The sequence below is a fragment of the Bartonella sp. P12B genome (genome assembly GCF_055796185.1).
Map to the genome: position 1 here is coordinate 1 of NZ_JBTTDI010000005.1, position 15134 is coordinate 15134.

Consider the following 15134-nt stretch of genomic DNA (forward strand, 5'->3'; position numbering starts at 1 on the left):
TCTCATAAAGACGGGCTCCTAAAATCATGCCTTCTAAAGAAAGGGCATGGGAAAGCGTAGAGGCACGTCATTGGCTGTCAAAATATTGTGAAGTCCAATCTTCTCTTGCATCAACCCAAACTTTATTACCCCTCAGGCTATCACCTTGCCAATCTCTGTAGACAAACAGATTATTCAAGGGCAAAAAACATATCTCAAATCAAAACGCTCCTCTTTACGCAATAAAGAATGCGTTAAGCAAAACACTAAAACTACACTGACAGAAAAGAGAAAAAAAGAATAAAGTAGAGAGGGAGAAGACAAAAATATTCATCTAAAGCTATAATCTCAGCCCTCAGCTTATTTAATTTTCATTAATTCCCCATCAATGATTAGAGGATAGTCAGGAGTTTGAACAAAAGATTTTATTTTTGCAGAGCTTGAGGACTGAATGAATTGCGATTTCCTTATAAAACAAATATGAAAAAATTGTGATTTATTGATGATATCTTTTATGAGGTAAGAAGATGAGAGCGATGATAAAAGAACACTTCTTTTAATCTTATAACTTGAATCAATGAACAATAAAATTCCAACACCGTGTTCAAATTTATTTATTATCATGCGTTGAATGTCTGCCGCTGAAATATTGCAGCCGTGAAGATTCAAAACATTTATGATATCGTGAATAGAAATTGAAGCACCCATGACATTATGAAAGGCTGGAGTTCTTCCTCTAAGATGTAAGGTGTGCCCGCGGTATCCACAAATACATGATTGATTACATGCAATGGTAGCAATATCGCCTGTAGCGTGCTCGAGTAACGGCTCATCATCAGGATAAAAAACCGATACAATGTGTTCATCATTTTCAGGATTTGATTTCATTTGAGTGTGATCGTAAAGATGATAGATGTCACCATCAATTTGGAAATACTGGAACCCTATTGGACCAGTTTCTTGAGGCGTATAAGCAAGAGGCCTAATACGCAATTTAGGAATTATATTATTTGCTTTCAACGCAGATTGCGATTGAAAGGTTTCTCCAAGATAAAATAGGTTTTTTAGAGATTGTCATTTTTTTCCCCGAGATACCGTAATAAGTTTATCCGCAAAACTTGGAAGGCATATTATAGTATCGATGGAAAATTCTTCGATGGCTGAACTCAAAGTGTCATAATCAACGATAGATGCAAACGGATAATAGGTGACTTTGAGAAGGCAACAAATTTCATGGACAAAGTAAAATCCATTCCATAGTCCTCCAGCTGTAAGGCAATTTGCAACGGAGCTTACAGAGCAGTTCTTGAAGACAGTTTTTAGATTCTTTGCGGTAGAGTGTGTTACAAACTCATAATTGAGCCACTTGTGGTGAAATCTTTTGGGAATTCTCGTTGTACCTCCAGTTGTGAAAACTATATATGATATTGAAAATCCTCGTTTTTTTAGCTTGCATAAGGCACATGGAGGATGCAAATGTAGAGGCAATAATGATCATGAAAAAGATTAAAGAAACATGGCTGTTTAAATGGCTGATTATCCATCCACTCATCCATGAGCCTGCAGCTTGGCCAATATTTGAAACAACAAGGATATAATTAAAAATAACACTAGAAGATAAAGGTGCTGGTGTCTTTCCTGCATTATAATATATTTCTGGAATAATGACAGATTCGTAGACACTGTAAATTAAGGCAATCATGGCGGTAGAGACTCCACCTATGAGGTAGAATGAGGCTAAGTTTCCCGTAAGCCATATCAGATAAAAAGTTGTTTTATCGGAAAGGGTGAGATGTTTATTAATTATCCCCTGCCAGATACAAATACCGATCCCGACAGTTGAAAAGAAAAGACCACTATAAGGAGCGAGATTGCTATCAAATTTACTCAGAAGTGTCGTGGTTGTGAGGAAGATTCCCATAATGGACGAGCAAAGTAAAGCTGTGACCAGTAAATAACGAAGTGAACGATTCCTTATTATTTTTTTTAAAAAAGAAAGAAAAGCCGTTTGTGTTTTTTTCCTTTTTCAAGGGATCTTCTTTTCTGTGGGTAGTTGTAAACAATTTTTATAGAGAGAAAACAAAAAGACAAACCAACGACTACGAAAAAAAACATCATAAAAACGGATGCGTTGTATTTTATGGCACACGTTGCAACAAGAGGGGCAATAAAAACAGCAGCATTTTGAAAAAAAGAATAAAGGGTTAATGCACGTTTAAGAGCTTTTCCATTGAGATGTTCTGTTAAAATCTCTCTTAGAAATGGCTTTGAAATCGCTTTCGAAAGAGCTGTTAAAGTAAAAAAGGCTAACCAAGCAGAAGGCATGACTGATAGAGTCATAAGAAAAAAAGCTGCACTTCTTAAAATAAAGGCGGTAGTCATTAATAATTTACGAGAATATTTCTCAAGGTATTTTGTTGTCGTTACCATGAGAATGCTTTCAAGAATTACTGATCCAGAGAGATAAAAAGCAACATTTTCAGCAGTGATGAGAGAAGAGATTCCAAGAAGAGGGAGGACAAAGAAAAAGGAAAACTCAGAAAGAAAAACGGTACCATATATAAAAAAGTAATTTTATGTTTGCTCATGGGATTTCCTTATAAGCGCAGTTAAATGATCAAAAACGCTTTGTTGTCTATCTTGAGGGAGTTGCAAAAGCCGCTGTTTTAGCGGTGCACATTTCATTGAAAGTATCCCCCCTCTTGATTTCACTCGTCAGTCTCTTGCGAGAATATTGTTTTTTATTTCTTTTACAATGTTTTTAGAAACATCCAACATCTCAGTAGAGAATTTTTTCTTGCTGCATGAGGTTATAAAATCTGCATGATTAAGAATAATTTTTTGGCTTCCATGGGCACTGTTTTCAACAGTGCTTTTCCCTTGAGGTTTGCGGAATTTTACAAAAATCAGTTTTCTTAAATGGAAGAAAAATCTTATATCTTGTGTCTTTTTTATAAAAGGCATTAAAAATATTGAGCAGAGGAGGTTGGGATAAAATTTCCTATACTTATTGCATGTTGTAATCCATCTGATTGAATAACAAAAAATCTCATTTCTGAACTGACGGGTTTAAAAATAAAGGATTCATATTCTGATGAAATAAAAGATGGGATCGTAGGGACAGTTTGCTTGTGATAGCTGCCGTATCTTTGATGTCTAAACTATGAAAATATTGAAGTGGAGCAGAAAGGCATATATTTATGTTAAGCATCGCATCATTAAAAAATACTTACGATTTCTCAAATAAAATTTTTTATTATACTTCTTTTATGAATTCTAAAATATAAACTGAAATGGTATGTGCGGCATGAATAGTTAGGCGCGCATGGCGAGGACGAATAATGTTTTGCCTAAAATGTTCTTCTGATCTGCTGTGGGCAGCACTTTTTTTATTTCTTAAATGCATGGTACCTTTTACAATTTCATACAGCCCAGAGGCGATCTTTTTTACATCTTCGTCAGAAAATTTTTTGGGCTGGAGACCAATATGGGTAGAGACTTTGTCCCATAAATTGGAGAGTGTATCAGAATTTTCTTTATAGACGATAGAATGGTGATTGAGATAAGCTTTACAGGAGGCTTCCAATACCGTTGCGGCATAGAGAACTGCGTTCATCGAATCCTTTTCTACGGTTTTTAACGCTCTCTCAATTTCGATTCCTATTGCGGAGAGTTGCTGTTTTGCAACCTTATCTTATAACTCTTGTGTAGGGAGGAGTCCTAATTTAGTGATATGTCCCCCTACGTAAATACCGCAATCCATCTTTAGCTAAGGTTTCTAGGATTTTACATTGATTTTTTCTAATTGATCCACTGCGTATAGTGTTTTTTGATCATGTAGTTCTATAGTCATAAAATCACCAAGCAACTGACCAAGGACCTCAAGTGGTTCAGGGCATTCTTTATTGATTGCTTGGAGCCGTTTTTTAATCATAGTCGCTTTACTATCAGAAGGATCTGCGTTAAGAGCAGATGGTGTAAAAAAGAATAAATTATTCAACTGCTCCAATGTATAATGCATTGATAATATTTGGCTAAGAAGTCCAATAGTTGCGGGAGGAATTTGTGATTTCATGAGAGAAATTTGTCAGAGAGGGTGATGACATATTTTTTATGACATTATAAAGTTTATGAGATTACCTTTTTGAGTGAGAGACTTATTCTCTTATCCTCATGGAGAGTTCTATAAGAGCCTCTGTTCTTAAGTATCGCACATTCTATTTTATAAAATGGTTCAAGAACATAGTGTTGGCTCTAATATCCATATCTTTTATCCAATAACAAAAAGCATATCATGCATGTTGAAAATTGCTTGAGATGAAGCGTATTTACTTTATACTAAGCAAAAACCCTATGAAAAGTTGTCTCAATCATATCTTTGGAAAGTATTACTAAATCTCTTTGCTTTTAACGTACGCGTTGATATTTATTTGCATAGCGTTGTAAAAGCCTCTTTCAATCCCTTGTGCAATTAAAGTCTGTCTTTGTAAAGAGAGGTATAAAAGTGAGGATGGCGGTTCTATAGTGGGAAGTTTCCTGCGTAAAAATGCGATTATGTTTCTTTTTGCATCACCCTCTAGCTTTTCCACTATGCGGTGAATAGCAGAAAGTTGGCTCTATCACACTATTGCTAGCTCCTAATCTTGTAATAGCTTTTGCATTTGAGAGTGTTCATGAGAAGCATTTTGTTACTTTTCTTCAAGTGTTTTTATCTACATAGAGATCCTATTTGTCATGGATAAGTGGGTGAGGTTGAGTGATTAACATAAACAGGTGTGAAAGGAGAGAATCTTGTGATATGTGGGATGCTAATTCAACAGGGAAAACGATGAATTGTTTTTATCAATAGACCTGTTGCTACTATATTGATGATCAGACAAAGGGTGGAATCGGAAGTGCGTTTGTTGGGGCTAGTGGTGTGGAAGTGGAGTGCGATTTTCTATATCGCGATGCGTGACAGAGATGGTTAGCATTGAGAGTTTTAGGGGAATCATATCTCTACTACGGCTATAGGGGGCTTTGTTATTGTGCTTAATGGATATAACCCACATTGAAAATGTGTGCTTCCCCCATGAATACCTCCAAGGATACTATCAGAAAATTTTATATTCCATTAGGTTTTTAGAGGTATTCAAAGGCATAAAGAAATCATAAAATGACCAGTTACGCAAGTTATCGGAGGTCCCCATTTAGGAAACCTGTCTGTTCAGTACCTTTCATAAAAATGATGACGAGTGAGATTTTAGTCCTAGCGTACTAGTATTCTTCCGCAATGGTAGAAGCTGTATAAGCTTATGCCATTGTCAATGTTATAAGGACTTTCAACAGAGTATATCATAAATCGGAGTTGTTCTCTTTACGTGATAAGGAGAATGCTAGGCAAAACAGTAAAAATGTAGAGATAGAGAATATGAAGAATATAAGATATGTTTGACTTAAGGAAAGGTATTCTTCTGTTAGAAAATGTATCAAAAAGCCAGCGAATATTCCCCCTAAGGCTCCACCTATTTGCTGTAATATGCGTGTAATAACTGCCGTATCTTTGACATATAAACTGTTGACATATTGGATGGGGGCAGACAGGCACACAATGGTGGTGATGCCAAGACCTATGCCTCTTAGCAAGAATCCTAACCCATCCATACTTATATTATAGCCGAAGCATAATAATCCAAAGCTTGATATGACCAAACCAATTCCGATCATGAAAAAGGGGGATTTTTCTTTCCATTTCTGGTAAATAAATTTTCTTCCAATCCATGCTCCTACCCCTTGCAAAGCAAGAACTGTGCCAATGATGAGAAGGCTATTTTCGTAGTTTCCTTCCATGGAAACAGCTATTGGGAAATAAACGAGGAAGCTATAAAAAAGAAATGAAGCGATAAGCCCCATTATCATGAGTAACGTGTAGCGCGCATTTTGAAATCCGCTAAAGACTATTAATTTGTTTTTTGCTTTCTGATTAGAAACAATGAATAATATGAGAGAGAACACCGCTATAAGGGCTATAATATATAAGGAGTTGTTGTTATTTATATTTCTGGCTTCTGTTAGATAAAAAAACGAAATAAGAGATATGGAAAACGCTAAAAATGCAAATAAGTTAAATTTTGTTTTTGCTATTTCGCTGTTCTTTAAATATTTTGCTCCAAGGGTGAGTGCCAATAAAATAAGTGGAATATTTATAAAAAATAACAAACGCCAAGACATATACTGAGCAAGTGAGGCGCCCACCAGTGGACCAAAGGCAGGAGCAAAAACCGTTGGTACGGCTATGGTACCCATGGCTTGACGTACCCGTTCTTGTCCAAATTGCAAGGCAATGATGGTTTGGCTAAGGGGAAGCAAAAGACCTGTTCCAAAACCTTGAATGATACGGGCAGATATGATGCTTGGAAAATCATAGCTTAATCCTACCCCCAATGAGCCAAGCATAAAAATCAAATTTGCAAGGAGCCAAGTCTTTTTGATGCCTATTCTTCCTTGCACAAAAGCGGACATCAACAGTCCTGGCACGGTGGCTAGAAAATAGGATGTTACAACCCATTGTATATTATTTTCCTCCACCGAAAAATAATCAGCAAGGTTAGGAAGGATGACATTGACAATACTTCCATCCAGCAAGGGAAGAATGCTGGAAATAATGACAGTATATATTACATACCATTCTGATTTAGTATAGGAATCTTCCTTTAGCATAATTATGCTCTCTCCAAGATATTATTTAAATACCGATCCCGCTCCATATATCGCAGAGCCTTAAGAATGAGGATGTGTTGATGATGGTCTCGGCTCTGATGTTGGGACGAATGTGATTGAAAGCGCTGATGTCCCCTTGTATATAACCCCGCTTCCTCCAAAACAAAGCCATCGGTTAAGTTGATCTTAGTTAACCTATCAAGGAGTCTATTCGCTGTCAATTCACTCTGTATGAGAGCAAAAGCAGAACCTACACGAGACGTGCATACCTGCTCCAAAGGCTAAATGATTTGCGGTTCTTGTAACCTCCGGTCCAGTTTTACAAATTCGTTTGCACTCTGGTATAAAATTGTTGGGGTTCATAAAAACATCAGGATGACGGTTAGCTGCTCCAATCATGCAAAAACAGAGAATTAGCCAGCAATGAGACCCCTGCGAATTCCATTGCTTGATTGGTCTGGCGCGGTATAAGCTGAACCGGAGAAGTCAGGTGCAATGTTTCTGCGATTGCTTCGCCAAGAATCGTCCACTCTTTTGGGATCTTTTCTCATTCTTTCGGGTTTGTGAGTCAATGGTAAAAAAGATAAGATAATTTTTACGGTAGGTTCTATGGTAGTCAATCGTACATTAAGGATGAGTGCAACTCTTTTAGACGTTGTTATACTGTTGTCATCATTTGTTTTCTAACATAAAATAGAGATTAAATTTGCTGATGCGTTTTGGTCCCATTTTTCTATAAGGGGGCGGGAGATCAGAAAATATCTCTTAACTGCACCATAAACAAAATTTTTTTCTTCTTTTGATTAATGTAGGCTGGTAACAAAAGATGCCCTCTTATACCATAGGAATATTTCGTTTGTAGCGAACTATCGGTAAGCTTAAGACCATGAATGTAACAAGCACACTATAATCCTTACTAAATTCATTGATAATATCTGTTTTTCCCTTTGGAAGATAGGGCAAGAGAAGTTGATCTATTGTTATTTTCAATAATTGAAGCAGTGTGTGTGAAGAATATTTTTCCAGTAAGTTTTTGAAAGTACGACTTGCCGCTTGCTATGGTGTTCATGCCTTTCCATTTGGCTTAATAGGCGGATCGCCCATTACTGGTTCTGCACGAACGGCTAAGGGTGCTATTGTAAAGCGGGTGTTCTTTAAAATTGCGTTGATATTTTCATATCGGTCTAAAAATAAACCTTAAGATCTTCATTCCAAAGAACAGAGTTAGAAGAATGTACAGTTTGGTGTGTATAGAGTATAGAAAGAAAAACAGATAGTAATTTTTTTGTTAGTTTTTAGTTCTTAACTTATGGTGAATACTTTAGGGAAACAGCGAGACATCCCAATACAGATCAGTTCAGAAAACATAAAAAAGCCATAAATGAGATGTTGTTTAAAGAGTCGGTTAACGGCAATTTTTCTCTAGTAGAATTCGTTTTTAATGAACCAGTGAAAAAGATAATCGATATAATACAGAATGGACGTTAACAACAGCTATAATTTTTTTCAAGTAAGAAACTATAATATGAAACATAGAGGAATTGTCTTGTAAGATGAGAGTTTATTTATAGAGAATAAAATGAAGAAAATATTAATATTATTGAGCGGGATGGCTTTGTTCACTATATCTGGATGTTTAACAGAAGAGCCTCCTTTAACTGCTTTTGATGCATGGGAAAAGTCTGGTGCGGATAAGCTGGAGGTAAAAAAAGCGGTGTTAGAATGTGGGCTGGAGTCCCTTTCTAGTTTTCCTACAGAAAAGGAGGACTTTCGTGAAAAAATCAATAGAGATGCATCAGTGGATGCATGCCTGATACGAGAAGGTTTTCGTGATAAATTTGGGGTGGTGAATTGGTGTGAGAAGTATAAAGCTGATAATCTTCCCATTTGTCAACCTGGTGCTGTTATTCCTCAGCGTAGTGTCACAAAACGTTTGAATAGTCCTTATTGTCAAGAGAATAAAGATCAACCGGAATGCCAGCCTTAAGTTTTGCTGTTGGTAATGATAAGTTCCCCTTGTTCTTGCTTTGATGTGCATGGGGTGGGTTGCTTTCTTAATGAACTCTTTTCAAGATAAAATATCAACAAGTTTAAGAACCTTCTCAGTAAATAAGCGCATTACAAGAGAGAAAGAAAATCTTGAAACTATTGAGTGGGATAGCGTTATCGTAGTGGGATTTCTAGCCGGCTTTCTCTATGGGGGTAGCTCTATGGAGAAGGCTTAAATTTTGATGGGTTTACAATTAAAAGCACTTTCACAATGTGATTGGATATCATCATAGATCTTTTTTTTGAAGAGACAAATGTGTGTATGAATTTGTTTCGGCTTTGAGTGCATAAATAACGCAGGACTCCAATACAAGTTGCAAGACTTAAAGAGGCTCTCTTGTTCATCATTTCTAAGGAATGAAGAACTCTTAGAGGATCTGATGATAGCGGAATATCAGCGGTTTATGAAAATATAATACATTTTGTGTAATAAATTTAAGTAAAAATGACTGTAAGCTGATGAAAAATATTGAGAATAATAGAAAAATTAGCAAACGAAAAAACTCTCGTAACTGTTTTATTAAGGTCTCTTATTTCATTCAGAAGTAATTTGATGAAGCAAAATCATAATGAGATAATGAGCAAAATAAAAGCACTTTCGTCTGCTCTTAAGTGAGTGGTTTCATTTAGGGGTTAAACTTGATATTGAAATTGAATATTGTATTGATATATAAATATTTTCTATATTTTTCTTACTCTTGTAGAGATGCATGTTATTCAATTTTATGGAGATTTCATTTTTTCTAGAAGCTGCTTTTTATAGCATTTTTCTTTATCGGAATAAGCTTATTGAGACTGATTTTTTGGTAATTTTCGTTACTCTCTTTAATTAGTATTTAAGATAATACTCTTTTAAAAATAACAGGAAATATTGACTTTTTTATTACAGCTTTACATAAAATACAAAACGTATTAAGCGTATATGCGCAATCAGGTAAGCTGTAAATACTCTTTTTTTAGCCTCCATTTTTGTTTTGTTGAGAAAAAAGAAAGTTTGAAAAAAATGATAATCAAAGTATCTAAAAATCGCTTATATTCATGTATTTTTATGAGCGTTGTTTTTTGTTTTTTTTCAAACATAAATGGTGTTGAGGCGCGCTCTCATTCGTCTGTGTCACTTTCGTGTGATGAAGGCAAACTCCCTTATAGATGTAGTGATGGTGCAGAGCATAAGATTAGTGATCAAACGTACCAGTTTATCCTATCTCCTGAAGCAAAGAACGGAGATGATAATTCTTTTTTGTCGTCTGCTGCCATAGGAGCACAGAAGCCAAATACAAGTATCCAAGCAACGCGTGTGAAAGTTGAAGCTGCTGGTAATAGAGAGGGTACCTATGGTGTCGTTGCAGCGCAAGGGGGAAAAGTTCTTTTAAGAGATTCAATTTTTAAAGGATTTTCAATGGGTCTCAAAGCTGAGAGTGGAGTGATAGAGGGGGAGCGTGGAGAAGTTGAAGTTACTCAAGTGGGTATTTATGCAGACAAACAAGGGGCGTCTGTTGTTTTAAAGGATGTAAAAATTAAAGTAGAAGGTCAAGATACCGGTCAGGGAGTAGCTCTTTTCAGTGGTGCTGGCGCAGATATTAAGATGACGGGTGGCTCAATCGATGTGACGAATGCAGCTGCACTTTATGTGAAAACAAAGGGAAGAGCAGCTTTAGATGGTGTGACCATTACTTCAAAAAGTAAAAAAATAAATGAAGGAGATAATATTGTTCATGCTGTTTTCAATGTCAATCAACATGGTTCTATCTTGCTAAAGAATACCAATGTTGTTGCTACCGATGTTAGTGGTTTGTGGATCGGATTAGATGCTAATGCGCAATTAAGGAGAGGACCGGAAGGGAATATTTTAATTTCACGGGTTAATATTGAAGATTCAAAAATTACTCTGATGGGTAACAAGGTTGGGATACATTTCGATATGGACAAAGGAGAGAATGATGACGGACAAGGAATTGTTTTGTTAAAAAAGACGACCTTTGAGGTTCCAGAGGGTACGGCTCTTCACAGTCATAAAAGTAGTGGTTATATTGGAATATCGGGGGGGACAAAAATCTCTGGAGATTTATTGTTAACAGCTGAAAAGAAAGCTTCTATGGCGGTTTTAGCTGATTCTTCTTCACTTGTAGGGGGAACCCGTGTTGCTGATGATTCCCTTGCTGAACTTTACTTGACAGGACATTCAAAATGGGTTCTCACAAAGAGGAAAGTAATAAATTTGCAAGATTCAGAGCGCTTAATTTCATCAATTTCGTTTTTAAAACTTGCTGATAGTCTCATTACTTTCGAAACTCCAACATCTCAAGAGTATCAGACGCTTCGTATTGGCAATGGGGAAGAAGAAGTTTATAGTGCGCAGGGGGATGCGCATCTTTATCTTAATACGTATCTCAATGGTGATGGTTCGCTCAATCATCAAAAGACTGATCGGCTTTTGATTGAGGGTGATGTTTCTGGACAGACGACGCTTCATGTGCAATTTATTCTAGGAAATAAAGGGGAAGTAGTAGACAGTGAAAGTGCGCACAGTGTTTCACTGATTCAAGTCTCTGGAAAAGCGGCAGAAGATTCTTTTCAGTTGAGTAGTCCTTATATCACATGGGGAGGGTTGCCTTACCAATACTATCTCCATGCATATGGTCCAAGTTCCTCTCTTGGAAATGCACGAACTGATCAAAGATTAGTTAAAGGTAATGCAGATTTTTGGGATTTTCGCCTCGAAAGTAAATATATCCAACCTGTTCCAGAGGGACCTGTTGTCATACCACCTAGCATTCCTCCTCATTTTAAATCAGAAATAAGAGAGGTTGTTCCACAAATACCGACTTATCTTCTTTTGCCGAATGCCTTGTTTCATGCTGGGCTGATAGATATAAGTAACCAAAATAAGTGGTTAGAGATTATGCGATCTGTTTCCAGTGGACTCGAGGCTAATAAGACTTTTGCTTTATCTGTTCAAGGTTATGGTGGAAGTTACTGTTATGTTTCCGATCTTTCCGCACTTGAATATGGTTACAGAGGTCATCTTGATTATAGTGCCATAGAGGCAGGTCTTTCATTGAAGACGGTTGAAAGTGCATATAGCACAACGTCTTTAGGGATCATGGCGACTTATGGGAAGATTTCTTTGCTCCCTCTTGATGTTGAACAAAGTCAAAAAAGTACATTTCATAAATGGTCAATGACAGCATATGGGAATATCGAACATGATACTGGTTTTTATGTGAATGGACTTTTATCCTATGGTTTGTTTAAAGGTGATGTGTTGACTGTTGCAAGGGGAAAGACGGCAACATTAAAAGGAACTCCAGTGAATGTTTCTTTATCCGCTGGGAAAGCATTTATGGCAGGAAATAAAGATCTCACTTTTGATCCGCAGATTCAGCTTATTTATCAGCATCTTCAATTTGATAATGCTCGTGATATTGACAACTTTGATATTGAGATGGGAAAATTTCATCAATGGGTGATGCGTCTTGGTGGACGTTTAACCAAAACCCTCGCAGCCTCTAAAGAGGATCGCCTTCTTTCTTTCTATGGAAAACTTCATTTTACACATGGTTTTGGAAGAAAACAATTTGTGCATTTTAAAGATGCATTTTCGTTGGGTTCTTTTGGCTCTTCTTTAGAAGCTGGATTTGGTATTCATTCAAAACTGTCTTCAAAGATTATACTTCACAGTGATTTAATCTACCAGCATAAGCTTACTAAGGCTGGTTTTACTGGCATTCGTCTTTCTGGTGGATTGCGTTATCTTTTTTAGTCAATTTTGTGGAAAACTATCAATGACAATGAGCGCTCTGGTATCTTTGTGATTTTAAGATAAAAATGGACACTATAAATAGAAAATATAAGATGTATTGAGTCCATTAGAAATTTGGTAATGTTTTCTATAATGTTTTTGTTTTGTCTTTAGTTTTTTTGTATTCTTTAAATTAATTTAAGCAATGTTGTTCGTGAAAACATGACAGTAAATGCAACGCTCAAATTCTAGTGTAAGCGGATTGGCTCAATAAAGCTCTAAAATGCCTGATAGAATGCTAAAAGGATTGTGCTAGGCACCACAGCTAGCAAATCAGGATCAAGCGTAACATAAAGGCTTTTTACTCGCTGAAATGTTGCGATAGTTCTTGTGTTGAAACAATTTATTAGAGGTGTTTTGCTTCTGTCTTAAACAGTTTTTTACCCATACACTGCTCCTGCCTATGATAGGCAAGTGAAGAGTTTTTTAATTCATTATGGGAGGTAATGAAATAAAAGAATCCCACGATACTTAGGGCTTTCATTCAATATTTAAAACTATAAATTACATTTGCAATCAATAATTTTATGGAGTGGATACGGTCTCTATTACCTGAAAAATACAAGGATTGTTTAATCAAGGAAAACGCAGGACAATAGCAGTAAGACTGAGTTTGATGACAGTGTAAAGCTCTTTCTTCATGACTTTTACTAACTAAGAGATGCCCCGAATTTTCGCGGGGATAATTCGTTTGTTTTATGCTTTTGTTAAGAAGAAACAGTGCTTCACGTCTCATATTTTAACAGTATTATAAATAATATTATTATTTAATTGAAGTATACATTACGTATAACTATATTATACATAATGTATTTGTTCATTGTGAACAATTTTTATTTCTAATTTAGAAAATATATTTTTACATTAATCTGGTATGCATGATAGCAAATTCTCTGTATTATAATGATACGTTTTGTAATAGAAACATTTGTAATAGAAATAATGGAGAATAATAATGGGTAGTTCAAGTTCCTCGAGTGATTCACGCTTTTCATGTAGTCCTTCAGGCTTTTGGAATGAGGTGAAATCAACAGCACAATCAGGGGCAGATATAGGAGGAAACATTGGGTCAAAAGCAGGAGTAGTGGTTGGGGTAGTTGGAGCAACAGCCGCGACAGTTGAAACAGGTGGTGCTGCTTTGCCCGCTATCTTAGGGGCTGGTGCAGCTGGTGGCTACGTAGGTGAAAAAGCTGGGAATGTTGAAGGTGGATTAATAGGGGCAGGTGTAGGACTTGCACATCATAGTTATCTTTGTGTAACAAGGTAATTTACGAACTATTTATCGGTATATCTTTAGATTTATGATAATTTTGTAGACTTATTTATTAATATGTCTACAAATATTGATAAAATAAATTTTATAATAATTTAATAGATTTAAATTTGGAAATTTTATGCGTTATGGATAAATTAAATATTATTACTGATTTGTTGTTATATTTTTGTAGCTTATTTGTATTTATATATTTATTTAAAGTATATTATGGACATAGAGATTGTCGTAGCAATTTTATTATACAAAAATCATTAATAATAATAATTTCATTTTTTATATTATTCTTTATATTATTTTACTATATTAAATTTTATGTAATTGATGATGTTTTTAAATAATGTTTTTTATAAAAGTATGATAATTTTGTAATAAATATTTATCATTTTTAAATAGGATATATTATGATTGATATTATTTTTACTATTAAAAATGCATTGTTTGCGACAAATATTTTTGTAGTTTTAAGTATATATTTCTATAGATTAACTTTTCCGACGTTATTTCAGTCTATCAAATTAGGATTAATGATTATTATTATTTATTTTACAATGTATTTTGGACTCTATTACTTGCTAAAATAATATTTATTTTTCATTTCTACAAAAAAAATCCTCATATGAGGTAAGTGTATGCTATCGATTGATGTTGTTTAATATCTGTATATTTTAGTTTTTTATTGTTATGGTGGATGTTATTGATGTGGATGGATTTTGTTGATTTTATTGTAGAAATATTGCGTTCGATCCTTTTTGTAATTACTGTTATGTTTTTCATTATTTTTTCTTATGAATCTAAAGGTTATAGTAAAAAAGAAGCTAAGAAAATATTAGCATCAATAATAAAGTTATGGCTTATATTTTTTTCTATAACGTCTGTTGTAATAACATTTGTTATTATATTTTATGAATTTAATTTATTTAATGCTATATTAAATTTTATAAAGTAAATATTTTCTACTTTCTCTAATATTTCATCGATAAATTTTCCAAGAGGTGGTTCACAGGCTGGGTATACTGTTGAAGATTATTTGTCATCAGAAAATTCATCGAGAGTAGTAGAGAATGATATAGGATGCAGTGCCGAGAGTAGTTGTAGGAGGTGCAGTTGAGGCATTTTCAAGCGGAATAGGGGGGGGCTGGGGATGGTAGGTGCTGCGGCTATCGGTAGCAGCTTTGGGTACGAGGCAGGGGTTGTTGTAGGATTTGGCTCTCGGTTTAATGCATGCTATTATTAGTTTATAAAATATTTATCCATCTCTAAAACTGTGATAATTTTGTAGACATATATTTATTAATATGTCTACAGATATTGATAAAATAGATTTTATTA

General features: G+C 35.2%; 10 protein-coding genes. 4 read left to right on the plus strand and 6 right to left on the minus strand.

Annotated elements, in window-relative coordinates; genetic code table 11:
* Nucleotides 1-339 precede the first annotated feature (339 nt).
* From AC0QT1_RS04615 to AC0QT1_RS04640, 6 genes are all read right to left on the minus strand, one after another.
* Entirely contained in the window at nucleotides 340-999 is a 660-nt protein-coding gene (locus AC0QT1_RS04615) for a hypothetical protein (protein WP_473201735.1), read from the minus strand.
* A 331-nt stretch (nucleotides 1000-1330) separates the two neighbouring features.
* Complete coding sequence (locus AC0QT1_RS04620; RefSeq protein WP_473201736.1) at nucleotides 1331-1900, minus strand: hypothetical protein; 570 nt, start codon at nucleotides 1898-1900, stop codon at nucleotides 1331-1333.
* Between the two features lie 65 nt (nucleotides 1901-1965).
* On the minus strand, nucleotides 1966-2541 hold the full coding sequence (locus tag AC0QT1_RS04625; RefSeq protein ID WP_473201795.1) for an MFS transporter: 576 nt from the start codon (nucleotides 2539-2541) through the stop codon (nucleotides 1966-1968).
* Between the two features lie 694 nt (nucleotides 2542-3235).
* Complete coding sequence (locus AC0QT1_RS04630) at nucleotides 3236-3595, minus strand: abortive infection family protein (RefSeq protein ID WP_473201737.1); 360 nt, start codon at nucleotides 3593-3595, stop codon at nucleotides 3236-3238.
* Nucleotides 3596-3757: 162 nt separating this feature from the next.
* Nucleotides 3758-4054, minus strand: a complete 297-nt coding sequence (locus tag AC0QT1_RS04635) for a hypothetical protein (RefSeq protein ID WP_473201738.1) — start codon at nucleotides 4052-4054, stop codon at nucleotides 3758-3760.
* Between the two features lie 1259 nt (nucleotides 4055-5313).
* Nucleotides 5314-6678: an MFS transporter gene (locus AC0QT1_RS04640; RefSeq protein ID WP_473201739.1), complete on the minus strand. Its 1365-nt coding sequence runs from the start codon at nucleotides 6676-6678 to the stop codon at nucleotides 5314-5316.
* 1003 nt (nucleotides 6679-7681) lie between these two features.
* Here AC0QT1_RS04640 and AC0QT1_RS04645 point away from each other — a divergent pair.
* From AC0QT1_RS04645 to AC0QT1_RS04660, 4 genes are all read left to right on the plus strand, one after another.
* The gene (locus AC0QT1_RS04645; RefSeq protein ID WP_473200390.1) at nucleotides 7682-7879 is read left to right on the plus strand and encodes a hypothetical protein; all 198 of its coding nucleotides are present in this window, start codon (nucleotides 7682-7684) and stop codon (nucleotides 7877-7879) included.
* A gap of 378 nt (nucleotides 7880-8257) precedes the next feature.
* On the plus strand, nucleotides 8258-8665 hold the full coding sequence (locus AC0QT1_RS04650) for a hypothetical protein (protein ID WP_473200389.1): 408 nt from the start codon (nucleotides 8258-8260) through the stop codon (nucleotides 8663-8665).
* 1065 nt (nucleotides 8666-9730) lie between these two features.
* Nucleotides 9731-12490 (plus strand): autotransporter outer membrane beta-barrel domain-containing protein, encoded by a 2760-nt coding sequence (locus tag AC0QT1_RS04655; RefSeq protein ID WP_473201740.1) that lies wholly within the window; start codon nucleotides 9731-9733, stop codon nucleotides 12488-12490.
* 994 nt (nucleotides 12491-13484) lie between these two features.
* Nucleotides 13485-13796, plus strand: a complete 312-nt coding sequence (locus AC0QT1_RS04660; RefSeq protein ID WP_473201741.1) for a hypothetical protein — start codon at nucleotides 13485-13487, stop codon at nucleotides 13794-13796.
* Nucleotides 13797-15134 lie beyond the last annotated feature (1338 nt).

What these genes read in the sequence shown, in the direction of transcription:
- AC0QT1_RS04620 (WP_473201736.1), bottom strand. Translation starts at nt 1,900, where the DNA reads ATGGGAATCTTCCTCACAACCACGACACTTCTGAGTAAATTTGATAGC.
- AC0QT1_RS04630 (WP_473201737.1), bottom strand. Translation starts at nt 3,595, where the DNA reads ATGAACGCAGTTCTCTATGCCGCAACGGTATTGGAAGCCTCCTGTAAA.
- AC0QT1_RS04635 (WP_473201738.1), bottom strand. Translation starts at nt 4,054, where the DNA reads ATGAAATCACAAATTCCTCCCGCAACTATTGGACTTCTTAGCCAAATA.
- AC0QT1_RS04640 (WP_473201739.1), bottom strand. Translation starts at nt 6,678, where the DNA reads ATGCTAAAGGAAGATTCCTATACTAAATCAGAATGGTATGTAATATAT.
- AC0QT1_RS04650 (WP_473200389.1), top strand. Translation starts at nt 8,258, where the DNA reads ATGAAGAAAATATTAATATTATTGAGCGGGATGGCTTTGTTCACTATA.
- AC0QT1_RS04655 (WP_473201740.1), top strand. Translation starts at nt 9,731, where the DNA reads ATGATAATCAAAGTATCTAAAAATCGCTTATATTCATGTATTTTTATG.
- AC0QT1_RS04660 (WP_473201741.1), top strand. Translation starts at nt 13,485, where the DNA reads ATGGGTAGTTCAAGTTCCTCGAGTGATTCACGCTTTTCATGTAGTCCT.